Origin of the sequence: Rhizobium sp. WYCCWR 11152 (assembly GCF_013087615.1) — a bacterium.
Lineage (GTDB): Bacteria > Pseudomonadota > Alphaproteobacteria > Rhizobiales > Rhizobiaceae > Rhizobium > Rhizobium indicum.
In genome coordinates, this window is sequence record NZ_JABFCP010000020.1 from 250,131 (window position 1) to 272,524 (window position 22,394).

Here is a 22,394-nt window from a genome sequence, read left to right on the forward strand (position 1 = left end):
CGCCTCTGCCTTGCTTTTTCCATTTTTCTCGCATGTCGTGCCTTGTCTGGGGCTTCGATTGAAATCATATCGAAACCGACCCGGCAACAGCCCGCTGCCCGATCCTTGCCAAACCAGGAATTTGGCGTAGGACTAGGGGACTTAACATGAGGACGCAAACGGCATGACCGCACGCACCATTCTTCTGGTGGATGACGACGATGACCTTCGGCAGACGCTGACGGAGCAATTGTCGCTGTATGAGGAATTCACGGTTCTGCAGGAAGCCAACGCCGGCAAGGGTGTCGCGACCGCCCGCGCGACGCCGATCGACCTGCTGATTATGGATGTCGGCCTGCCCGATATGGACGGCCGCGAGGCAGTGAAGCTGCTGCGCAAGGGCGGTTTCAAGGCGCCGATCATCATGCTGACTGGCCACGATACCGATTCGGACACGATCCTCGGTCTCGAAGCCGGCGCCAACGATTATGTCACCAAGCCTTTCCGCTTCGCCGTGCTGCTCGCCCGCATCCGCGTGCAGCTGCGCCAGCATGAGCAGAGCGAGGACGCGACCTTCACCGTCGGCCCCTACCTCTTCAAGCCGAGCCAGAAGCTCCTGACCACCGATAACGGCCAGAAGATCCGGCTGACGGAAAAGGAAGCGGCAATCATCCGCTATCTCTACCGCGCCGAACAGAAGGTCGTTACCCGCGACGTGCTGCTCGAAGAGGTCTGGGGCTATAATTCCGGGGTGACGACGCATACGCTGGAAACCCACGTCTATCGCCTGCGCCAGAAGATCGAGCGCGATCCCTCCAATGCTGAAATCCTCGTCACGGAAAACGGCGGCTACAAGATCATACCCTAGAGCATTTCCGTTTTTCCAAATCACGGAAGTGCTCTATCTCTTTGTTTTCACGCAATTCCCGGCAAAAGCGTTTCACGCTTTTCCTGGCAAAACCGCTAGACACTTCTGCTGGAATTGCTCTAAGGCGAAAAGCCCGCATGGCGCTGACCGACGACATCCACATGCTCGCGCAGCTTCCTCTGTTCAAAGACATGAACGAGGATCAGCTGCGGTTGATCGCCTTTGGCGCCGACCGGCGCATGATCGCTGCCGGCCAGATGCTGTTTCGCCAGGGCTCGCCCGCCGAGAGCGCCTATGTCATCCTCAGCGGCAGCCTGGAGCTGAGCGCAACGAGCAGCGACGGCATGCAGAGGACAGGGGGGATCGCCGGCCCCGGAACCCTGGTTTCCGAACTGGCGCTGGTGACCTTGGTAGAGCGTAAGTTCACCGCGGTAGCGCGCGAGGACACCAGCATCATCCGCATCACCCGCGCCCTCTTTCACCGGCTGATCGAGGAATATCCGGACGCAGCCCGACTGATCGAGAACCGGATCCGCGACAATCTTGCCGAACTCGCGGCAAAGGCCGCAAGCCAGTTCTACCGCTTCAACTGATCCCGGTTAGAGCAGTTCTCCGCTTTACGAAAAGCTGAACCGCATCGCCCTAGAAATCGAAATGCGCCGTCACCGGTACGTGGTCGGAGGGCCGGTCCCAGCCGCGCGCCTCCTTCAGGATTTCTATCCGCTTCAGATGCGGCCCGAGATCCGACGACGACCAGATATGGTCAAGACGACGGCCGCGATCGGCGGCCTCCCAATCCTTGGCGCGGTAGCTCCACCAGGTGTAGAGTTTCTCGCTGGCAGGCACATGCTGGCGCATCAGATCGAGCCAGGCGCCGCGCTTCATCACCTCGAGCAGCCCCTCGGTTTCGACGGGCGTATGGCTGACGATCTTCAGAAGCTGCTTGTGCGACCAGACATCATGCTCCAGCGGCGCGATGTTGAGGTCACCGACGAGGATGGCTGAGGTGTTGGCCTCGCCATTGGCTTTCAGCAGCTTCATCTCCTCGATGAAATCGAGCTTGTGGCCGAATTTCGGATTGATCGTGCGATCCGGCTCGTCGCCGCCGGCCGGGACATAGAAATTGTGCAGCCGAACGCGGCGATTGCCGTGCTCGAAGATCGCCGAGATGTGGCGCGCATCGCCGACGCCGCAATAATCCTGCCGGTGATCCTCGGTCAACGGAATGCGCGAGGCGATCGCCACGCCGTGATAGCCCTTCTGGCCATGGATGATGATGTGATTATAGCCCATCGCCCTGAGCGGTGCCGCGGGAAACAGGTCGTTCGTCACCTTGGTTTCCTGCAGGCAGAGGATATCGGGCCTGTGCTTGAGAACGAGCTGCTCGACGATGGGCATGCGCAGCCGCACCGAATTGATGTTCCAGGTGGTGATCGAAAAGCCCATGCCCCATACCCTCTCGCGTCCAATGCCCGCATGCCGGCCGAACCCCGGCTCGACGCGATGCGCTTTATGAAAGGGCTTTAAAACAAAGGTGGACGCGAGGGAACCGGCCGCCAGCGCAATTCCAGCAAAAGTGCGCAGCGGCTTTGCGTCCGGAATTGCGTGGAAACAAAGAGATAGAGCATGATGCCGAAAAGTGTGAGCGGTTTCCGGACGACATCATGCTCAAATCTTTGATTGAGATCCGGATGTTTTCAACCTAATCCGGCCTGAAAACATCTGGATCTGGTAAAAGCGGCCGGCGATCAACCGAAAAGCTCTCAGTCGCGCGACTGAGGCGTGCCGGGAATGGTCTCATAGGGCACGCGGAAGACGCGATCGTCGAACTGCATGCCGGTTTTGACGTTGAAGATCATCACCGAGGTATCCTTGCCCTGATTGTCGGTGATCGTCCACTGGCGCAGGTCGTAGGTCTTCGGGTCGAACATCATGGTGATGGTCGAGTTTCCAAACACCGTATTGTTGCCGAGCGCGATCGTCGTCAGGTCGGACTCTTCCTTCACGCCCTTCACCATGCCGGCCGACAGGTCGATACGCTGCGCCAGGAGCAGGCTGAGCGGGGTCTTGGAGAGCGGATAGAGATCCCAGGTCTTGAGCTTCGTATTGCCGATGGCGACGTTCTTGCCGTCGGCAATTACCCGCATCGGCGACGGATCGTCATAGTTGAAGCGCAGCTTGCCGGGGCGCTGAATGAAGAACTTGCCGCCGGTCTGTTCGCCGCGCGGGCCGAACTGCACGAATTCGCCCTGCATTGTCGTGACACCGGAAAAATGATCGGCGATCGCCTGCGCTTTGCCGGAGGCGGGAGCCGCCGCCTGCGCGTAAGCGCCGAAGGGAATAGCGCTCGTTATCGCAGCGGCGGCGAAGGCGCCGAGAAGGTCGCGGCGCGTTACCGTCAGGCCGGAGAGGAAGGTATCGGAGTGACTCATCTAAATCTCCTTTATGCGATCTGCATGCTGCCGAAAGGCGGCGTCTTCAAGGCGTTGCGATCGGCCTGCGAGAGGTAACGGCTTCGACGCTATCAGGTTTCCGCAAAAGCGGCTGTATTGGAAATATATGCCTGTTCTGTCAGCGGTCGAGGATGTCGCCTTCGGTCGGAACAAGGATCTCGCGTTTGCCGGCATGGTTGGCCGGTCCGATGATGCCCTCCTTCTCCATGCGCTCGACGAGCGAGGCGGCACGGTTGTAGCCGATGCCCAGCCGGCGCTGGACGTAGGAGGTCGACGCCTTGCCGTCGCGCAGCACGATGGCGACCGCCTGGTCGTAGGGATCTTCCGATTCGGAAAGATTGGACGTGCCGGCCGGGCCACCGCCGCCGTAATCGCCGTCTTCATCGTCATCGGCGGTGATCGCGTCGAGATATTGCGGCGAGCCCTGGGTCTTCAGGTAGGAGACGATCTCTTCCACCTCGACATCCGAAACGAACGGGCCGTGCACGCGCTGGATACGCCCGCCGCCCGCCATGTAGAGCATGTCGCCCATGCCGAGCAGCTGTTCGGCGCCCTGTTCGCCGAGAATGGTGCGGCTGTCGATCTTCGAGGTCACCTGGAAGGAGATGCGGGTCGGGAAGTTCGCCTTGATCGTGCCGGTGATGACGTCGACCGACGGACGCTGTGTCGCCATGATCACATGAATGCCGGCCGCACGCGCCATCTGCGCCAGACGCTGGACGGCGCCTTCGATATCCTTGCCGGCGACCATCATCAGGTCGGCCATCTCGTCGATGATCACGACGATATAGGGCATCGGCCGCAGATCGAATTCTTCGGTCTCGTACATCGCCTCGCCGGTATGGCGGTCGAAGCCGGTCTGCACCGTGCGCGAGATCGCCTCGCCCTTCGACAGCGCCTGCTCGACGCGGGTGTTGAAGCCGTCAATGTTGCGCACGCCGATCTTCGACATCTTCTTGTAGCGCTCTTCCATCTCGCGCACCGTCCATTTGAGCGCGACGACGGCCTTTTTCGGATCGGTGACGACAGGCGAAAGCAAATGCGGGATGCCGTCATAGACGGAGAGCTCGAGCATCTTCGGGTCGATCATGATCAGCCGGCACTGTTCCGGCGTCATACGATAGAGCAGCGACAGGATCATCGTGTTGATGGCGACCGACTTGCCGGAACCGGTGGTGCCGGCGACGAGCAGATGCGGCATCTTGGCGAGATCGGCGATCACGGCTTCGCCGCCGATCGTCTTGCCGAGCGCCATGGCGAGCTTCGCCTTGCTGCCTTCGAAATCCCGGGAGGCGACGAGTTCGCGCAGATAGACGGTCTCACGCGTCTGGTTCGGCAATTCGATGCCGATCGCGTTGCGGCCGGGCACGACGGCGACGCGGGCGGCAATGGCGCTCATCGAGCGGGCAATATCGTCGGCAAGGCCGATGACGCGCGACGACTTGATGCCGGGCGCCGGCTCCAGTTCGTAGAGCGTGACGACAGGGCCGGGGCGGACATGGATGATCTCGCCCTTGACGCCGAAATCTTCGAGCACGCCCTCGAGCATCCGGGCATTCTGTTCCAGCGCATCGGCCGAAAGCGTGGAGTCGCGCACGACATTCTTCGGTTCGGCGAGCAGATGCATCGACGGAAGCTGGAAACCCTCGGGACGAATGAACGAGCCCTGCGCTTCCCGCTCGATGCGGGCGCTGGGCTTCGGACGCGCGACCACCGGGACGACGCGTGGTTCCGGCTTGCCGGCGGCCTTTGCCGGCGCGCGGATCATCCAGTCGTCATCATCGTCGTCGGGCAGGATATCGGCCGGGCGCGGCGGCATGTCGTTATCGAAGGGCAGGTCGTCGTCATTATCGTCATCGTCATCGATGGACATCGACGGCGCCGAGACGATGCGCCGCGGTGATGCCGCCCTTGCTCCCATCGATGGCTCCATCGACGGTTCCATGCGCTCGCCGCGGACGGTCGGCGCCTTGGCACGAACGGGTTCGTTCAGCGTGCCGAATTCGTCATCGTTGAAATCATAAGGTGATTCGTAATCGCCCTGACGGCGCTTGCGCGGTCCCATGCCGAAGAGCCGGCGCAGCCGACCCTGGCTCATGTACCAGGCATGCGTCACGGCACCGCTGAAAGCGACCCAGCGGGACTCGTCCTCCTCCTCGTCCTCGTCTCCGACGACGCGAGCCTTGCTACGGGTATCAACGTAGTCCTCCTCGATCTCGTCGTCTGCGTCGCTGCGGCCGACGAGGCCTGAGGCAAAGAGCATCATCCAGGCGGTCGGCGCGGCAAAGATGCAGCCGACCACCATGGCGAAGGTGCCGGTGGGATAAGCGCCGACGAAGAGTGCGGGAAAACGCAGGATCATATCTCCGATCACACCGCCGATGCCGTTCGGGATCGGCCAGGTGAGCGGCGGCGGAAAGCAGCCGAGTACGGCGCAGGAAAGCACCGAACCGCCGAACCAGGCGCCGGCACGGGCGGGAATACGGCTGAAGCGGCGGCCCGAGATCAGCGTCAGCGCCCAGGCGACGATCGGCAACATCGAAACGACGCTGGCAAGCCCGAGGAACTGCATGACGATATCGGCAAAAGCAGCACCGGTGTAACCGAGAATATTCGTCGGCGAGTTGGCGGTCGCATAGGAATAGCTCGGATCCGCAACATTCCATGTCGCCAGCGCCGCGACGCAGAACGCCAGCAGCAGAAAGATCGCAAAGCCGATGAGCGCCTGGATCTGCCGTAGCATGAATGCCGAGAAGGAGAACCGATCCGGACGGCCATCCATTGCCGGCGACGTGCTTCTTGCCATGTGTCTAACCCGTCCAATGCCTGAGGACACGCGAATCGCTGAAGCTTCGCCGTGCCAAAATGCGTCCGCTCTACCTAATCAGAGCCGGGTTAAAGCGATGTTAACCATGCATGCCTGGACGTGCATTCCGAACCGGGAAATGAAAAAAGCCCGAACCTTGAAAGGTCCGGGCCAAATGCGGTCTATGGTTAGATAGGCCGCGACGGGCCGTGAAGCGGCGCCCTTCTGCCGGGCGCCGCAAACCCTGTGATCAGGAAGAGTGGTAGGCGGCTTCGCCGTGGGTCGAAAGGTCGAGACCTTCGCGTTCGGCTTCGACGGTCACACGCAGGCCGATGACGACGTCGACGATCTTGTAGAGGATCGCCGAGCCGATGCCCGACCACAGCAGCGTCGTCAGCACGCCCTTGGCCTGAGCCCAGACCTGGGTTGCCGTGCCGGCATAGGAGGCTGCGAAATCCGCGGTGGAATAATCGACGATGCCTGCACCGCCGAGTGCCGGGTTGACGAGGATACCGGTGCCGAGAGCGCCGATGATGCCGCCGACGCAATGGACGCCGAAGACGTCGAGACTGTCGTCGTAGTTGAACTTGTTCTTCACGACGTCAACGAAGAAGTAGCAGGCCGGCGAAACGATCAAGCCGAGAACGATCGAGCCCATCGGGCCGGCAAAGCCTGCCGCCGGGGTAATGGCGACGAGACCGGCGACGGCGCCGGAAGCGCCACCCAGCATGGAAGCCTTGCCGCGGGTGAGGGTTTCGACGATGCACCAGGACACAGCGGCGGCAGCCGTGGCGACGAAGGTGTTGATGAAGGCAAGCGAGGCATAGGAATTGGCTTCGAGGTTGGACCCGGCATTGAAGCCGAACCAGCCGACCCAGAGCAGCGAGGCACCGACCATGGTCAGCGTCATCGAGTGCGGAGCCATGATTTCCTTCTTATAGCCCGTGCGCTTGCCGAGCATGATGGCGCCGACGAGACCCGCGATACCGGCATTGATATGAACGACCGTGCCGCCGGCAAAGTCGATTGCGCCATAGGAGAAGATCAGGCCGGCCGGCGAGGTGTAGGAGCTCGGACCGCCCCAGAACCAGACCATGTGTGCCATCGGGAAGTAGATGAAGGTGACCCAGAGCACGACGAAGAGCATGACGGCCGAGAACTTGATGCGTTCGGCGAACGCGCCGACGATCAGGCCGGGGGTGATGCAGGCAAACGTCATCTGGAACACGATGAAGGTGTATTCCGGAATTGCGACGCCCTTCGAGAAGGTTTCAGCGAGCGACGAGGTATTGACGCCGGCGAGGAACGCCTTGGAGAAGCCGCCGACGAAGCTGTTCAGCGAGCCACCGTCGGTGAAGGCGAGCGAATAACCGTAGGTCACCCAGAGCAGCGCCACGACGGCCGTGATCATGAAAACCTGCATCAGCACCGAGAGCATGTTCTTGGCGCGGACGAGACCGCCGTAGAAAAGCGCAAGGCCGGGAATGGTCATCAAAAGGACGAGCGCCGAGGAGACGAGCATCCAGGCATTGTCACCCTTGTCCATGGTGAAAGCAGGAGCAGCAGCAGCGGTGGCGGCAGCTGGTGCAGCCTCCTGCGCGAAAGCAACGGCCGGCGCCAGAAGGGCAGCCGTTGCTGCGCAAAGCCGCGCAAAGGTGGAAGAAAACTTCGAAATTGACATTGGAAAAAGCTCCTTGATCTGCCGTTCTTACAGCGCTTCTGAATCGGTTTCGCCCGTACGGATGCGCACGGCATGGTCGATTGAATAGACGAAGATCTTGCCGTCGCCGATCTGGCCGGTCTTGGCCGATGCCGCAATGGCCTCGACCGCCCTGTCGACGAGTTCTGATGCAACCGCGATTTCGATCTTGAGCTTCGGCAGGAAGCTGACTGCATATTCGGTGCCGCGATAGATTTCGGTGTGCCCCTTCTGGCGCCCGTAGCCCTTCACCTCGGTTACGGTCAGCCCCTGAATACCGATCGCCGTAAGGGCTTCGCGGACCTCATCGAGCTTGAACGGCTTGATAATGGCCATCACAATTTTCATCTGGTTTCCCATCCTTCGTTATCCTCGGCGCGGAGCCGACTCTCCTTGCCGCTGACGTTCCTGAACAGCGACCGGCCAATACACATTCAAGGGACGTGCCAGATTCGAGGCAGGTGGTAAGTTATTGAAAAGTAAAGGTTATAATAAAGAGCGCCAATAAACAGGCAAATGATTGGCCAATAAGCGCACAAATAACGCGCAAATTTATAAAGTTGCACAATTTTTATTCATTTGCCTTTTTCCGAATCAGGCCTTCCTGCGCGACCGATGCGATCAGGCTACCGGATCGTGTAAACAGGCTACCCCGGGTTAATCCCCTGGCGCCTGAAGCCGACGGACTGTCCTGCGTATAAAGCAGCCAGTCGTCGAGCTTGCAGGGTCTGTGGAACCACATGGAGTGATCGAGGCTCGCCACCTGCAGGCTCTGGTCGAAGATGGACGTTCCGTGCGCATAGAGCGACGTATCGAGCAGCGTCATGTCCGAAAGATAGGCAAGCACCGCCGCCTGATAGAGCCGGTCGTCGGGAACCGGACCGGTGGCGCGCACCCAGACATCCTGCTTCGGATCGAGTTTCCTGTCGGAAAAATAATGCGTCAGCGAGACCGGACGGATCTCGATCGGCCGCTCACGCTGCCAGTATTTTCGGATCGCTTCCGGCGCGTGGGCCAGATACTGTTCCTTGATCTGCTGCTCGCCGAGCAGCGCCTCCGGCATCTCGACCTCGGGCATCGCGATCTGGTGCTCGAAGCCCGGCTCCTCCACCTGGAAGGAGGCCGACAGCGCGAAGATCGCCTTGCCGTGCTGGATGGCGACGACACGCCGCGTGTTGAAGCTCGATCCGTCGCGGATGCGCTCCGCCTGATAGATGATCGGCACCGTGGGATCGCCGGGACGCATGAAATAAGCATGCAGCGAATGGACGAAACGCTCGCCCTCGATGGTGCGCTGCGCCGCCATCAGCGCCTGGCCGATCACCTGGCCGCCGAAGACCCGCTGCCAGCCGACCTTGGGGCTGCGGCCGCGGAAGATATCGACCTCGATCGGCTCGAGGTCGAGCGTCGAAAGCAGCGTCTCCATCGCCGAAGGCCATGATGTCTCGCCCGTCATTTCTATGTCTCCCAGCGGTAGGAAGTGAGGTTGCGATGATCTATATAGAGCACATCTGAGGCATAAGGTACGGGAGCGGCGCGATGCTGGACATGCTGGTTGTGGGCGGGGGTTATGTCGGCCTTTCCGCCGCTGTCGCGGTCAAACAGGCCGCGCCGCATCTGAATGTCGCCGTCGTCGAGGCGGCGCCCGAACATGTCTGGAAAAACGATACGCGCGCTTCCGCCATCATCGCGGCGGCGGCGAAGATGCTCGAGATCTTCGGCATCTGGAACGAAATCGAACCGGAAGCCCAGCCGATCACCAAAATGATCGTCACCGATTCCAAGACCTCCGATCCGGTGCGTCCGGTTTTTCTGACCTTCGACGGAGAAGTGGCCGACGGCCGGCCTTTCGCCCACATGATACTGAATGTCGCGATGGTCGCCGCCCTGCGCGGCGCCTGCGACCGGCTCGGCATCGACATCCGCCACGGGCTCGGCGCCACGGAGCTGAAGACCCATGACACCCATGTCACCGTCACGCTTTCGGACGGCAGCGCGCTGGAAACCCGGCTGCTGGTTGCCTGCGACGGCGTGCGCTCGACGCTGCGCGATCTCGCCGGCATCAGGACCGTCACCTGGGACTACGGCCAGTCCGGCATCGTTGCAACCGTCGAACACGAGCGGCCGCATGACGGCTGCGCCGAGGAACATTTTCTGCCGGCCGGCCCCTTCGCCATCCTGCCGCTCAAGAACAACCGCTCCTCGCTCGTCTGGACGGAGCGCACGCAGGATGCCAACCGGCTGGTCGCCGCCGACGACCTGATCTTCGAGGAAGAACTCGAACGCCGCTTCGGCCACAAGCTTGGGAGCCTGAAAGTGATCGGCGACAAGCGCGCCTTCCCGCTCGGCCTGACGCTCGCCCGCTCCTTCGTCGCGCCGCGTTTCGCGCTTGCCGGCGACGCCGCCCACGGCATCCACCCGATTTCGGGTCAGGGCCTCAATCTCGGCTTCAAGGATGTGGCGGCACTCGCCGAAACCGTGGTGGAGGCCGACCGCCTCGGCCTCGATATCGGCTCGATCAATATTCTCGAGCGCTACCAGACCTGGCGGCGCTTCGACACTTTCCGCATGGGGGTGACGACCGACGTCCTGAACCGGCTCTTCTCCAACGACGCGACGCCGATCCGCATCGCCCGCGATGTCGGCCTCGGCATCGTCGACCGGCTGCCGCGTCTCAAATCCTTCTTCATCGGCCAGGCGGCCGGAACGACGGCAAAGGACAATCCGCGGCTGCTTGCCGGCCAGACGATTTAACCTTTGTTCTTACGAAATTCCGGACGGAAAACCGCGACGCGTTTTAGTCGTCGAGGCGGCGGGCCTCGGACACCAGCATGATCGGAATGCCGTCGCGGATCGGATAGGCAAGTCGTGCCTTTTCCGAGACAAGCTCATTGTGTTCGCGATCATAGGAAAGCCGGCCCTTGGAGAGCGGGCAGACCAGGAGATCGAGCAACTTTGGATCGACGCGGCTGAGTTTTTCGTCCATGGCTGAAGTCTACTGCAGAACCGTGTCGGAGTCACCGAAGACGCGCGCCAGCACGATTTCGGTAATGGCGATCAGCGTCTCGGCCCGCGTCTTCAGGTCGGGCGCCTCTAGCAGCGCTTGCTTTTCCGCCGGCCCGAAGGGCGACATCATCGCCAGCGAATTGACGAGCGTCAGATTGCTCGCCCGCTCGACGCTCTCCCAGTCTGCCTCCAGCTTGTTGGCATCAAGATAGGCCTTGAAGGCGGTCAGAAGCGCTGCGCGGTCGACCGCCTCCTCCTCGTTTGCGGCCGAGAGATCGGCGATGAACGGGGCGATACGGAAGATGCGGAAGGGATCACTGGTCGCTTTTTCCTCCAGCAGCCGGAAGCGGCAGACGCCGGTCAGCGATACGATGTAGCGCCCGTCGCCGGTCTCTGCGAAGGAGGTGATCCGACCGAGGCAGCCGACAGCGGCAAGGTTGGGCTCGCTGCCCTTGTCCTCGTGTTCGCCGAGTGCCGGCTGCACCATGCCGATCAGTCGGTTTCCGGTCAGTGCGGCATCCAGCATCGCCAGATAGCGCGGCTCGAAAATGTTGAGAGGAAGCTGCCCGGCCGGCAGGAGAAGGGCGCCGGTCAGGGGGAAGACAGCGATCGCATCAGGCAGATCGCCCGGCTTCAGGTATCTGGCATTCCCGACTTGCATGAAACCGTCCCGCATTCTTGTAAAACGGGCATGCCCGTCTTGACGAGAATGTGGTGCCCTCGCCCGAAAACGCAAGGGCAGATGCTCGAACTTACAGCGCCGCGCGTCTTTTTAGACGCGCAAAGGACGCTGTAACACTTTGAATCACTGCATAATTTAAACCTTAAATCGATTCCGATTTAAGGAATGATGCAGTGGCGAATACCCCGAAAATCGGAATCGACTTTCGGAAAAGATCATGCACGGATTCAATGCGATAGACCGTCCGTGGTGCGCCCTACGAGAACAGCATCGCCGAAAGCTTGCGGCGCGCTGCAACCGTCGCCGGATCCTTGAAGCCCCAGACCTCGAAGAACTGCAACAGCTGGCGGCGGGCGCCATCATCGTCGAAGGCGCGGTCCTTGCGCATGATCAGCAGCAGATGGTCGGCCGCCTCGTCGCGCCGGCCTTCGACATTGCGAATCTTGGCAAGCTTGATCCGTGCCTCGTGATCGTCGGGATTGGCGGCCAGTTCGCGCTCGAGCGCAACAGGATCGCCGAGCTTGCGGGCCTCCTCGATCTGCTCGAGCTTCATCAGCACAGCCTGGATGCCGGCGTCTTTCGCCAGCTCTTCCGGCAATTCCGTCAGGATTTCGCGTGCCCGCTGATGCTGGTTGGCGGCGATCATGCATTCGGCCATGCCGGCAAGCGCCTTGGCGTTCTCGGGATCCGCCTGCATGACGGCGCCGTAGAGCTGAGCGGCCTCGTTGATATTGCCGGCGGCAAGCAGTTCCGCCGCTTCCGCAAGCACCGCTTCGATTTCGGCCGCCTCGTCGGCGCCGGCCGGACCGGCGATCCGGTCGATGAACTGCTGGATCTGGCTTTCCGGCACCGCGCCCATGAAACCGTCGGCAGGACGGCCGTTGACGAAGGCGATGACAGCGGGGATCGACTGGATGCCGAGCTGGCCGGCGATCGAGGGATGATCGTCGATATTCATCTTGACGAGCCGAACGCGGCCCTTGGCTTCGTTGACTACTTTTTCCAAGACCGGCGTCAGCTGCTTGCACGGACCGCACCAGGGCGCCCAGAAATCGACCAGCACCGGCTGCTTGCGCGATTCCTCGATGACGTCCTTGGCGAAACTCGCGGTCGTCGTATCCGTGATATAGCTGCCGGCCGCAGCCGCGGGTTCCGGCGCAGCACTAAAGCTTGTCGTCGCCGTCATCTGATTTCCGAAGGAACCGTTATAGGGGTTGTCGCTGCCGCTCATAGGTATCTCCCGCCGCGCCGATCCTGCCGGCGTCTTTGCTAAAGCATGTCGCGCAAAACTGTGTGGCGGTTTTGCGATAAAGACATGCGCAAAACCAAAGACTAAAGCGCGGCAAGCGAATCTAAAAGATCGCGACGCGCTTTAGCGCTAAAATCGTATGTCAGGACGTCACTTTCAAGACAAGCGGCTTATGTCCCGTCGCTTCCATGAAGCGGATAAGGTCGCTGCTCGCAATCGAGGTCGTCGCATCATTGGATAGCGGATGGCAGTTGACGATCTCGTGCGCCATCAGCTCCGCGTCGAGCACGAAGGTGACATTCTCCGCGGTATCGTTGATCGCGCCGAAAGCGGTGACCGCCCCAGGGATGACGCCGAGATATTCCATCAGCTTTTCCGCCCTGCCGAAGGAGACCCGGCCAGACCCGCCGATCAAATTATGCACCTGCTTGAGATCGACTTCGGCATTTTCCTCCACGGTCAGCAGAAAATACCTGTCCTTCTTGTCCTTGATGAAGAGGTTCTTGGTGTGGCCGCCGGGGATCTCGTCGCGCAGGGCGACCGATTCCGCCACGGTGAAGACCGGCGCATGGTCGATCGTCTTATGGGCAATGCCGAGCCCATCGAGAAAGGCAAACAATTCTTCTCTTGTCTTCGGGGCATTTTCTGACATGGGGCAATCCATTGGGCAGGAAGGGAAAAAAGCGAGGCGTCCTGATTAAGTCGGTCCGCATCGTTTGGCAATCTTTGCGACCGACGCTTTGCCCCGCATTTGCGGCCTTTCCGCCGGGCGTCTGCGAACACCAGAATTTTTCTTCGCCTCTCCGTCATTTCCCTGTTGCATTTGAAAACCCGTTAGGCCATATAGCGCCGGTCGCCGCGAGGCGGCGCCCACGGTCCAACAACTACCCCGGACCGATGCGGATTGAGCGGGTGTAGCTCAGGGGTAGAGCACAACCTTGCCAAGGTTGGGGTCGAGGGTTCGAATCCCTTCGCCCGCTCCAGTTTTCCAATTTCCCATACCGAAGACATAGGTAACGGATTGTTCCTAAGACATGGGTGACAACCTCGTGCCGAACGGGTTTTCTATGGTTTGCAAGCCCTCTGCTCCAGATCGATGTATCCCAGATCATAGTGCATGAAGCTGACAAGCCAAATATCATCATCGACCTCCTTGATTCCCAGTTTCTGTCCGGCCAGATTTTGATCTTCTTGCGATGCACGCAGATGCGTCCGCAATTAGTCACAGCACCTCGCGATCATGGAAGGGATAGTCGATCTCGGCCAGTGGGGACCGTTCTGCTGCCGATGGCCGGGCTTGATACGTTCGATACCTGCCGAGCCTCGGCCACTGGACCGACAGCTTCGCAGGTTGTAGAGCCGTTGGGGCTGGCAAAGGGCAGGCCTTTTAAGCCAGGGTCATACCGCCATCGACATGAAGCTCGACCCCGTTGACAAAGCTTCCTGCATCGGAGGCGAGGAAGAGTGCGGGGCGCGCCAACTCTTCCGGTCGGCCGAGACGGCCGGCGGGGATCAGGGAAGCCATGTAATCTTCGAATGCCGGCCGCTCGGCCTCCGATACGCCCAGCTTGGCGAGGATTTCCGTCTCGACCGGTCCCGGGCTCAGGATGTTGACGCGGATCCGCCGCGACTTGAATTCGATCGCCCAGTTTTTCGCAAAGGCGGCGGTTGCTGCCTTTGAACCGGCATAGACGGCATGGTCCGGGAGGACCTTCGTGGCCGCAAGCGAGCTCGTAACGATGATGTTTCCGCCGTCGCGGATCAGAGGGGCGATCGTCTGCACGCCGAAGAACACGCCGCGCGTATTGATTGCGAAATGCCGGTCATAGTCTGCCGGAGTCACCTCGGCGGAGGTGGTGAGATTGATGATCCCAGCATTGGCCATGTAGATGTCGATCCCGCCGAAGCGGCTCCTCACGGTGTCCGCCAGCCTGCGATGATCTTCCAGGTCGGCGGCATCACCCACGAAGCCGATAGCCGACGGACCGATTTCTTGCACGGCGCGGTCGACAGCATCCTGCCGGCGCCCGGAAATGATGACCTGCGCTCCTTCTTCCGCGAACAGCCGAGCGGTCGCCTTGCCGATGCCGCTATTGCCGCCGGTGATGACGGCGACCTTGTTTTTGAGGTGTTGCATTGTTTATCTCCTTTCAACGAGAAATTAGATAAACGCTGCCACCCTTCGTCATTAGATCATGGGCGGGCACATGATCTGTGCCGCGGAGGTGCAAATGCCGAATCTGCTCAACGAGATGCCCGGATTGATGGCTTTTGTGCGGACGGTAGAGGCCGGATCGTTCAGCGCCGCGGCCCGCGATCTGGCGACGACACCGTCAGCGGTGTCGAAGAGCGTGGCGCGGCTGGAAAAGAAGATTGGCGCCCGGCTGTTCCTGCGCTCCACGCGCGCCCTGATGCTTACCCAGGACGGGCAACTTTTCTTCGACCGCGTTGCGCCGCTGTTGCGGGACCTGGATGCAAGTGAAGAGGCTATCAGGTCCGACGTTGCGCCCTCGGGTCGCTTGCGCATCAGCATGCCTAGCGAAATGGCGCCTCTATTGCTGCCGCGCCTCTTCGGAAGCTTTGCAGCCGACTATCCGAACCTGCATCTCGAAGTCGGGCTTACGGATCGGTTCGTCGATCTGATCAGGGAGGACTACGACGTTGTGCTGCGCGTTGGAAATCCCGCACCGGGGGACCTCATGGTTCGTCACCTGGCCGACCTGCCGATGGCGATCGTCGGGTCTCCGACCTTTCTGAAGACCTGGGGCAATCCTGCAACTGCCGAAGCGCTGGCCGCTCTGCCCTTTGCCCGCTATGCACTGGGTGGTATCACGCAGCCTCTGCGCCTGCCGGACGGGACGAGCTTCATTCCCTTCGGGCGCGTCGATTGCGACTCAGGGGCCGCACTCATTCAGGCTGCCCTCAGTGGGCTGGGAGCAGCCTATCTTCTGCGATGTCTGGTCGCGAAAGACCTGGCAGGCGGCACGCTTGTTACACTCGCGGCGGGGTTTGCGTTCCCGAGCGCTCCCTTTAATGCACTGCACGCCTTTGGTCGCACTGTGCCGTTGCGCGTAAAACTGGTCTGCGATTTCATCGCCGGGGAAGCAAAAGCCCTCGAAGCCATCTGAGCTTGACCGTGACGTCGCTGATGCGGAGGTCGAAAGCGATCTGTTTGTTGAGGCGTCCGCGCGTCACCACCTCGCGTAGGATCTCGCGCTCGCGATGCGTCAGCAGCCAGACCCCCACCATAATCTATATAGCACTTCGGAATCCCGAAATTGGTTGCGGTGTTGAAATCATTGGATGTTTCCCCGTGGCGACACCGCCCAAAACGCGACGAATTTCGGAATCCCGAAGCGGGGGGATTTCGGGATCCCGAAGTGGGATTTTTTCTTTATGGCGACGCTGATGTTTGTCGGCAGCAATCGGCCCGCGGCATCCGACGGAAGAAACTGAGCAGGTCGGAGGCTTACTGATTATGGCACGTCCACGTCCACACCGGCTTAGAAGATCAAGTTTGTAATTTATTTTGGTTGATTGGTTCGTTTGTAAACTTATTGTCGAGGCAAAAGGACGCGTCTTCGGATCGGACCCTGAATGTTCAGTTTATCGCAGCACGAACTCCTTCGGGCGATACCGGTCCGTATCCAACGCATCGCCGCTCATAACGTCCTGATTGCTCCCAATATCAACTGAGGTTTCCCATGCGCATCGCCGTCGGTGGCATTCATATCGAATGCAGCACATACAATCCCGTCCTGAACGAGGAGAAGGATTTTCGCGTCGTGCGCAGCGAGGCGCTGCTGGAAGCGCCGTATTTCGCCTTTCTCAGGGATTACGATGCCGAGTTCCTGCCCACGATCCATGCGCGCGCCATTGCGGGCGGCCCGGTTTCGCGCGCCACCTATGAGGCCTTCAAGAGTGAATTCCTCGAGCGGTTGAAGCCGATGCTGCCGCTCGACGGTCTCTACCTCGCCATGCACGGCGCCATGTATGTCGAGAGCATGGAGGATGCCGAAGGCGACTGGATCAGCGCGGCCCGGGCGCTGGTCGGCAAGGATTGTACGGTTTCGGCAAGCTACGACCTGCACGGCAACGTCACCCAGCGCATCATCGATGCACTCGACATCTATTCCACCTACCGCACCGCGCCGCATATCGATGTCGAGGAGACGATGCGCCGTTCCGTCTCCATGCTGGTGAAGAGCCTCAAAACCGGCGAGCGGCCGAGCCTCCTCTGGGCGCCGATCCCTGTCGTGCTGCCCGGCGAGCGCACCAGCACCGTCGATGAGCCGGCAAAGAGCCTCTATGACATGTTGCCCGGGATCGACGCGCTCGACGGCGTCTGGGATGCATCGCTGATGGTCGGCTATGTCTGGGCCGACGAACCGCGCGCCACGGCTGCCGCCATCATGACCGGCACCGACCGCGCCGTGCTGGAACGCGAGGCCAAACGTCTCGCGAGGGCTTATTGGGATGCGCGCGAAGACTTTGTCTTTGGCTGCGAGACCGGCTCGCTCGAAGAATGCGTCGCGAGAGCAATCGCAAGCCCGACCGCCCCTGTTGTGCTTGCCGAATCCGGCGACAATCCGACCGGCGGCGGCGTCGGGGACCGGGCCGATGTGCTGGCGGAACTGATCGCCAGGGATGCCACCGGCGTCGTCTTTGCCGGCATCGCCGACACGGCGGCGACCGGGGCCTGTTATGCTGCCGGCGTCGGCGCGGAACTGGAGCTCAGCGTCGGCGCCTCGCTCGACACCAAGGGTAGCAAGCCGGTCATCGCCCGCTTCACGGTCAAGTTCCTGCACGAAACTTCAGATCCCGCCGACCGCCAGGCGGTGGTTTCGGTCAGTGGTATCGATCTGGTGCTCTCCGCCAAACGCCGGCCCTATCACAATATCGCCGATTTCACCCGGCTCGGCCTCGACCCGCACCAGGCGAAGATCATCGTCGTCAAATCGGGCTATCTCTCGCCGGAACTGGCGCCGCTCGCCAATCCGAACCTGATGGCGCTATCAACAGGTGTCGTCGACCAGTTCGTCGAGCGTCTGCCACGGCTGCGCAAGCAGCATCCGACCTACCCCTTCGACAAGGATTTTGACTTCGAGCCGCAGGTCTTTCTCTCCGCACGCTCGACGCCGGACTGAGTTTCACCTGAACCAATTGCATTTTTCTGGATGACATTGTCGATCGCGCCGCCGCCCTGTCGGCGCGATCGACCGTTTTCCCGTATCGCGGCAATAGCGGGATTTGAGCAAAAAACGGGCAGATTTCCATTTGCACAAAAAAGCGCTTGACGGTCGGCGCGATTTGGTTTGCACTGAACCAATAGAAAATTGGTACGGACCATTTAAGCGAATGCCGATAGATGAGACGCAGGGCAATTCGAATTATGCGCTGGAGAGGCTGAGGGCTCTCCTGCGGTCCGACAGTCTCGACGCCGACGGTAAGCTGCCGACCGAGCGCACCCTTTCGGAAATGCTTGGCGTCGGCCGCCGTGCCGTCCGTCGCGCCCTCGAAGTGCTGGAGGCCGAGGGCCGCATCTGGCGCCGCCAAGGCTCCGGCACCTATGCCGGGCCGCGCCCCGACGGCTGGAGCGATCATGTCGGCTCGATCGTTGCCGGCACCGATCTCATGGAAGTCATGGAAGTGCGCCTGCGCATCGAGCCGCAGCTCGCCCAGCTTGCCGCCATGCGCGCCAAAGCCGCCGATATCGAGCGCATGTATGATCTGGTGAAGAAGATCTACGAAAGCACCGATGCCGACGGGCGAGAGCTCTGGGACGGGGCGCTGCACCGCCAGATCGCCCAATGTGCCGGCAACGGTTTCTTCCTCACCATCTTCGACGTGATCAACCGCGTGCGCCAGGACGAGGCCTGGCAGACGATCCGCGAGCGCGCCCGCAGCGCCAGCCGGACGCGGCCCGTCACCTTTAACCAGCACACGGCGATCGTCGATGCGATCGCCGCCCGCGATCCGGCCAGGGCGGGCGAAGCGATGCGCCAGCATCTGCTGACGCTACAGGAAAGCCTCGTCCGCATCACCTCGCTCGATCACAGCGAAACGGAGGCCGACAAGACCCTCGCCTGAACAGGGCAGGTGAGCCGGGAGAAAAAACACAGGCGGGCCATAACCGCCGGAATGGAAGCAAAAACCAAACAAAAATAGACAGAGGAGAATGGAATGAAGATCGCCAAATTGCTGACCACCGCCGTTGCCGGCGCACTGTTTGCACTTCCTGCCTTCGCCGTCGACCTGAAGATCGGCCTGCAGGACGATGCCGACGTGCTCGATCCCGCGCAGTCGCGCACCTTCGTCGGCCGCATCGTCTATACCGCGATGTGCGACAAGCTGGTCGACGTCTCACCGGATCTGAAGATTGTGCCGCAGCTTGCCACCGAATGGAGCTGGTCGGCCGATGGCAAAGAGCTCACCATGAAACTGCGCCAGGGCGTCAAGTTCCATGACGAGACTCCGTTCAACGCCGAAGCCGTCGTCGCCACCATCGAGCGCAACATCACCCTGCCGGAATCACGCCGTAAGAGCGAACTGACCTCGGTCGCAAAAGTCGAGGCGACAAGCGAATACGAGGTCAAGTTCACTCTAAAGGCGCCCGACGTCACCCTTCTTGCCCAGCTTTCCGACCGCGCCGGCATGATCGTCTCGCCGAAGGCCGCCAAGGAACTCGGCGCCAAGTTCGGCGATCACCCGGTCTGCGCCGGTCCGTTCAAGTTCGTCGAGCGTGTCCAGCAGGACCGCATCGTGCTCGAAAAGTTCCAGGACTACTGGAACAAGGACAAGATCTTCATCGACAAGCTCACCTATCTGCCGATCCCGGATACGACGGTGCGCCTCGCCAATCTGCGTTCCGGCGATCTCGACATGATCGAGCGTCTGGCCGCGACCGATGCTGAAGCCGTGAAGTCCGATTCGAGCCTCGTCTATGCCGACGCCGTCGGCACCGGCTACATGGCGCTCTACACCAATATCGGCAATGGTGCGCGCGCCGACAATCCGTTCGGCAAGGACAAGCGCCTGCGCCAGGCCTTCTCGCTGGCGATCGACCGCGATGCCGTCAACCAGATCGTCTATGAGGGTACGGCGGTTGCCGGCAACCAGCCCTTCCCGCCGAGCAGCCCGTGGTTCGACAAGGATATTCCCGTGCCCGCCCGCGATCTCGACAAGGCCAAGGCGCTGATCAAGGAAGCCGGTTTCGACCGCGTGCCGATCGAGCTGCAGATCCCGAACAATCCCGTTGCCATGCAGATGATGCAGATCATCCAGTCGATGGTCGGCGAAGCCGGCTTTGACGTCAGCCTGAAATCGACGGAGTTCGCCACGCTGCTGAGCGAACAGACGGCCGGCAACTATCAGCTCAGCCGTTCCGACTGGTCCGGCCGCGTCGATCCCGATGGCAACATCCATCAGTTCATCACCTGTAAGGGCGGCATCAACGACACGAAATACTGCAATCCCGAGGTGGACAAGCTGCTGAACGAAGCCCGTGCGTCGACCGACGACGCCGTGCGCAAGCAGAAATACGATGCCGCCGCCGTCATCCTCAACGATGATCTGCCGATCATCTATCTCGGCCATCAGTCCTGGATCTGGGCGCTGCACAAGAACATCACCGGCTTCGTTCCCTCGCCGGATGGCATGATCCGCCTCGTCGGCGTCAAGAAAGCCGGCTGATTCCTAGAGCATGATGCCGAAAAGTGTGAGCGGTTTTCGGACGGCATCATGCTCTACTTTTTGATCCAGCAAATCACGCGGCGGAAATCCTCCGCCGCATGATCCCAGTCGTGTCAGGATCGCCCATGTACACCTACATCGCCAAACGGCTCTTGGTCGCCATACCGACGCTTTTGATCATTTCGGTCTTCGTCTTCTCGCTGCAGAAGCTGCTGCCCGGCGACCCGATCCTTGCCATGGCCGGTGAGGAACGCGACCCGCAGGTTCTCGAATTCCTGCGCGAGAAATACCGGTTGAACGATCCCGTGCCTTATCAATATGTCCGCTGGCTGGGTGCGGCACTGCAGGGCGACCTCGGCATCTCGCTGCGCACCAACCAGCCGGTTCTGCATCTCATCGGCGAAAAGCTGCCGGTCACCATCCAGCTTGCCATCATGTCGATGATCTTCGCCTTTGTCATCGGCGTGCCGATGGGCATCCTGGCGGCCGTCAAGAAGAACACGATGATCGACTATCTCGCCAACATCATCGCGCTGACCGGCCTGTCGATCCCGAATTTCTGGCTCGGCATCATGCTGATCCTGCTGGTTTCGGTCAATCTCGGCTGGCTGCCGGCATCCGGCTACGAACCATTCTTCAGCAACCCGTTGCGTTCGCTGGAGACCATGCTGATGCCCTCCTTCGTGCTCGGCAATGCGCTGGCAGCGACCCTGATGCGGCATACACGCTCGGCGATGCTGAGCGTCCTCAGCACCGATTACATCCGCACCGCCCGCGCCAAGGGGCTTGCTGAAAGCTCGGTCGTGCTCGAACACGGCTTCCGCAACGCGATGCTGCCGATCGTGACGCTGACTGCCTTGCTCTTCGGCGAACTGCTTGCCGGTGCCGTGCTAACCGAGCAGATCTTCACCATTCCGGGTTTCGGAAAGCTCATCGTCGACGCCGTCTTCAACCGTGATTACGCCGTCGTCCAAGGCGTAGTGATCTGCACCGCGATCGGCTTCATCCTGATGAACCTCTTGGCCGATATTCTCTATGTCCTGCTCAATCCGCGCATGAGGGCCGCCCTATGACCACGATCGGAGAAACCGGCATTCCCTCTGCGATCGACCGCACGCCGAGCCGTGCCTGGCGCAAGCTGAAGGCCAACAAGGGCGCCCTCGTCGGCCTTGCGATCATCGCCTTCTTCGCCATTCTCGCCATTGCCGCCCCCCTCCTTCCGATTCCCGATCCGAACGCCACAAGCTGGTCGGCGATCCGCAAGGCGCCCTCCGCCGCCCATTGGCTCGGCACCGACGACATCGGCCGCGACATTCTTTCCCGGATGATCTGGGGTGCGCAGGCCTCGCTGATGGCCGGCGTCTTTTCGGTCGCGATCGCCGTCGTCATCGGCGTGCCCTTCGGCCTGATCTCCGGTTATTTCGGCGGCTGGATCGACATGGTGATCTCCCGCATCACCGAAGCCTTTCTGGCCATGCCTTTCCTGATCACCGCCATCGCGCTTGCAGCCTTTCTCGGCCCGAGCCTGACCAATGCGATGATTGCGATCGGCCTTTCGGCCATGCCCGTTTTCGTGCGGCTGACGCGCGGCCAGGTGCTTTCGGTGAAGACCGAAGAATATGTCGAGGGTGCCCGCTCGATTGGGCTCCGGTCCTCGAGCATCATCACCCGCTACATCCTGCCGAACGTCTTTGCGCCGATCCTCGTACAGGCGACGCTGACGATCGCAACGGCGATCATCGCCGAGGCGAGCCTCTCCTTTCTCGGCCTCGGCCAGCAGCCGCCGGCGCCGAGCTGGGGCTCGATGCTGAACGTCGCCAAGAATTTCCTCTCCCAGGCGCCATGGATGGCGATGTGGCCGGGTGCCGCGATCTTCCTCGTCGTCATCGGCTTCAATCTTTTAGGCGACGGCCTGCGCGATGCGCTCGATCCGCGCGAAGCGTGATTTCTTGAAAGGACA

General features: G+C 61.0%; 20 protein-coding genes, 1 tRNA gene and 1 pseudogene. 10 read left to right on the forward strand and 12 right to left on the reverse strand.

What is annotated here, in order from left to right:
* The first annotated feature begins 163 nt into the window (after window positions 1–163).
* Both G9X67_RS28680 and G9X67_RS28685 read left to right on the forward strand, forming a co-directional pair.
* Window positions 164–847, forward strand: a complete 684-nt coding sequence (locus tag G9X67_RS28680) for a response regulator transcription factor (RefSeq protein WP_017995455.1) — start codon at window positions 164–166, stop codon at window positions 845–847.
* Between the two features lie 137 nt (window positions 848–984).
* Window positions 985–1,440: a cyclic nucleotide-binding domain-containing protein gene (locus G9X67_RS28685; protein ID WP_029870886.1), complete on the forward strand. Its 456-nt coding sequence runs from the start codon at window positions 985–987 to the stop codon at window positions 1,438–1,440.
* 49 nt (window positions 1,441–1,489) lie between these two features.
* Here the strand turns inward: G9X67_RS28685 and G9X67_RS28690 are convergent, their stop codons facing one another.
* The 6 genes from G9X67_RS28690 to tesB form a co-directional block, all read right to left on the reverse strand.
* Complete coding sequence (locus tag G9X67_RS28690) at window positions 1,490–2,293, reverse strand: exodeoxyribonuclease III (RefSeq protein WP_026160043.1); 804 nt, start codon at window positions 2,291–2,293, stop codon at window positions 1,490–1,492.
* Window positions 2,294–2,610: 317 nt separating this feature from the next.
* On the reverse strand, window positions 2,611–3,279 hold the full coding sequence (locus G9X67_RS28695) for an outer membrane lipoprotein carrier protein LolA (RefSeq protein WP_171600222.1): 669 nt from the start codon (window positions 3,277–3,279) through the stop codon (window positions 2,611–2,613).
* 139 nt (window positions 3,280–3,418) lie between these two features.
* A complete protein-coding gene (locus G9X67_RS28700) occupies window positions 3,419–6,106 on the reverse strand; it encodes a DNA translocase FtsK (protein WP_171600223.1) in 2,688 nt (895 codons plus the stop codon).
* Between the two features lie 250 nt (window positions 6,107–6,356).
* On the reverse strand, window positions 6,357–7,787 hold the full coding sequence (locus G9X67_RS28705; RefSeq protein WP_138331856.1) for an ammonium transporter: 1,431 nt from the start codon (window positions 7,785–7,787) through the stop codon (window positions 6,357–6,359).
* 27 nt (window positions 7,788–7,814) lie between these two features.
* Window positions 7,815–8,165, reverse strand: coding sequence for a P-II family nitrogen regulator (locus G9X67_RS28710; protein ID WP_003543684.1), 351 nt, complete (start codon window positions 8,163–8,165; stop codon window positions 7,815–7,817).
* 211 nt (window positions 8,166–8,376) lie between these two features.
* A complete protein-coding gene (gene tesB / locus G9X67_RS28715) occupies window positions 8,377–9,261 on the reverse strand; it encodes an acyl-CoA thioesterase II (protein ID WP_138331857.1) in 885 nt (294 codons plus the stop codon).
* Window positions 9,262–9,344: 83 nt separating this feature from the next.
* Between tesB and G9X67_RS28720 the strand changes: the two genes are divergently transcribed.
* Window positions 9,345–10,559, forward strand: a complete 1,215-nt coding sequence (locus G9X67_RS28720) for a ubiquinone biosynthesis hydroxylase (RefSeq protein WP_171600224.1) — start codon at window positions 9,345–9,347, stop codon at window positions 10,557–10,559.
* Window positions 10,560–10,602: 43 nt separating this feature from the next.
* Here G9X67_RS28720 and G9X67_RS28725 read toward each other — a convergent pair whose 3' ends face one another.
* The 4 genes from G9X67_RS28725 to G9X67_RS28740 form a co-directional block, all read right to left on the reverse strand.
* Window positions 10,603–10,791, reverse strand: a complete 189-nt coding sequence (locus tag G9X67_RS28725; protein ID WP_017962471.1) for a Trm112 family protein — start codon at window positions 10,789–10,791, stop codon at window positions 10,603–10,605.
* Window positions 10,792–10,800: 9 nt separating this feature from the next.
* Window positions 10,801–11,487 (reverse strand): LON peptidase substrate-binding domain-containing protein, encoded by a 687-nt coding sequence (locus G9X67_RS28730; protein WP_171600225.1) that lies wholly within the window; start codon window positions 11,485–11,487, stop codon window positions 10,801–10,803.
* 262 nt (window positions 11,488–11,749) lie between these two features.
* Window positions 11,750–12,724 carry a thioredoxin gene (gene trxA / locus G9X67_RS28735; RefSeq protein ID WP_138389426.1) on the reverse strand — a complete coding sequence of 325 codons (975 nt, stop codon included), beginning with the start codon at window positions 12,722–12,724 and terminating at the stop codon, window positions 11,750–11,752.
* A 160-nt stretch (window positions 12,725–12,884) separates the two neighbouring features.
* Window positions 12,885–13,394, reverse strand: a complete 510-nt coding sequence (locus G9X67_RS28740) for a prolyl-tRNA synthetase associated domain-containing protein (RefSeq protein ID WP_138389425.1) — start codon at window positions 13,392–13,394, stop codon at window positions 12,885–12,887.
* 256 nt (window positions 13,395–13,650) lie between these two features.
* Here G9X67_RS28740 and G9X67_RS28745 point away from each other — a divergent pair.
* A tRNA-Gly gene (locus tag G9X67_RS28745) sits at window positions 13,651–13,725 on the forward strand.
* Window positions 13,726–14,129: 404 nt separating this feature from the next.
* Here G9X67_RS28745 and G9X67_RS28750 read toward each other — a convergent pair.
* Window positions 14,130–14,879 carry a glucose 1-dehydrogenase gene (locus G9X67_RS28750; RefSeq protein WP_171600226.1) on the reverse strand — a complete coding sequence of 250 codons (750 nt, stop codon included), beginning with the start codon at window positions 14,877–14,879 and terminating at the stop codon, window positions 14,130–14,132.
* Window positions 14,880–14,937: 58 nt separating this feature from the next.
* Between G9X67_RS28750 and G9X67_RS28755 the strand changes: the two genes are divergently transcribed.
* Window positions 14,938–15,870: a LysR family transcriptional regulator gene (locus G9X67_RS28755; protein ID WP_171600227.1), complete on the forward strand. Its 933-nt coding sequence runs from the start codon at window positions 14,938–14,940 to the stop codon at window positions 15,868–15,870.
* On the opposite strand, the pseudogene G9X67_RS28760 reads toward G9X67_RS28755, so the two are convergent.
* Window positions 15,869–15,973 (reverse strand): annotated as a pseudogene (locus G9X67_RS28760) (LuxR C-terminal-related transcriptional regulator); the annotation flags it as partial. The gene G9X67_RS28755 and the pseudogene G9X67_RS28760 sit on opposite strands and share 2 nt — an antisense overlap.
* 473 nt (window positions 15,974–16,446) lie before the next feature.
* Between G9X67_RS28760 and G9X67_RS28765 the strand changes: the two are divergent.
* The 5 genes from G9X67_RS28765 to G9X67_RS28785 all read left to right on the forward strand — a co-directional run bounded on the left by G9X67_RS28765 (window position 16,447) and on the right by G9X67_RS28785 (window position 22,379).
* Window positions 16,447–17,889 (forward strand): M81 family metallopeptidase, encoded by a 1,443-nt coding sequence (locus tag G9X67_RS28765; RefSeq protein ID WP_171600228.1) that lies wholly within the window; start codon window positions 16,447–16,449, stop codon window positions 17,887–17,889.
* A 211-nt stretch (window positions 17,890–18,100) separates the two neighbouring features.
* Window positions 18,101–18,832: a FadR/GntR family transcriptional regulator gene (locus G9X67_RS28770; RefSeq protein WP_171600229.1), complete on the forward strand. Its 732-nt coding sequence runs from the start codon at window positions 18,101–18,103 to the stop codon at window positions 18,830–18,832.
* 93 nt (window positions 18,833–18,925) lie between these two features.
* On the forward strand, window positions 18,926–20,434 hold the full coding sequence (locus G9X67_RS28775) for an ABC transporter substrate-binding protein (protein ID WP_171600230.1): 1,509 nt from the start codon (window positions 18,926–18,928) through the stop codon (window positions 20,432–20,434).
* 125 nt (window positions 20,435–20,559) lie between these two features.
* Entirely contained in the window at window positions 20,560–21,507 is a 948-nt protein-coding gene (locus G9X67_RS28780; protein WP_171600231.1) for an ABC transporter permease, read from the forward strand.
* On the forward strand, window positions 21,504–22,379 hold the full coding sequence (locus tag G9X67_RS28785; protein WP_171600232.1) for an ABC transporter permease: 876 nt from the start codon (window positions 21,504–21,506) through the stop codon (window positions 22,377–22,379). The genes G9X67_RS28780 and G9X67_RS28785 overlap by 4 nt, the downstream gene beginning before the upstream one ends.
* Window positions 22,380–22,394 lie beyond the last annotated feature (15 nt).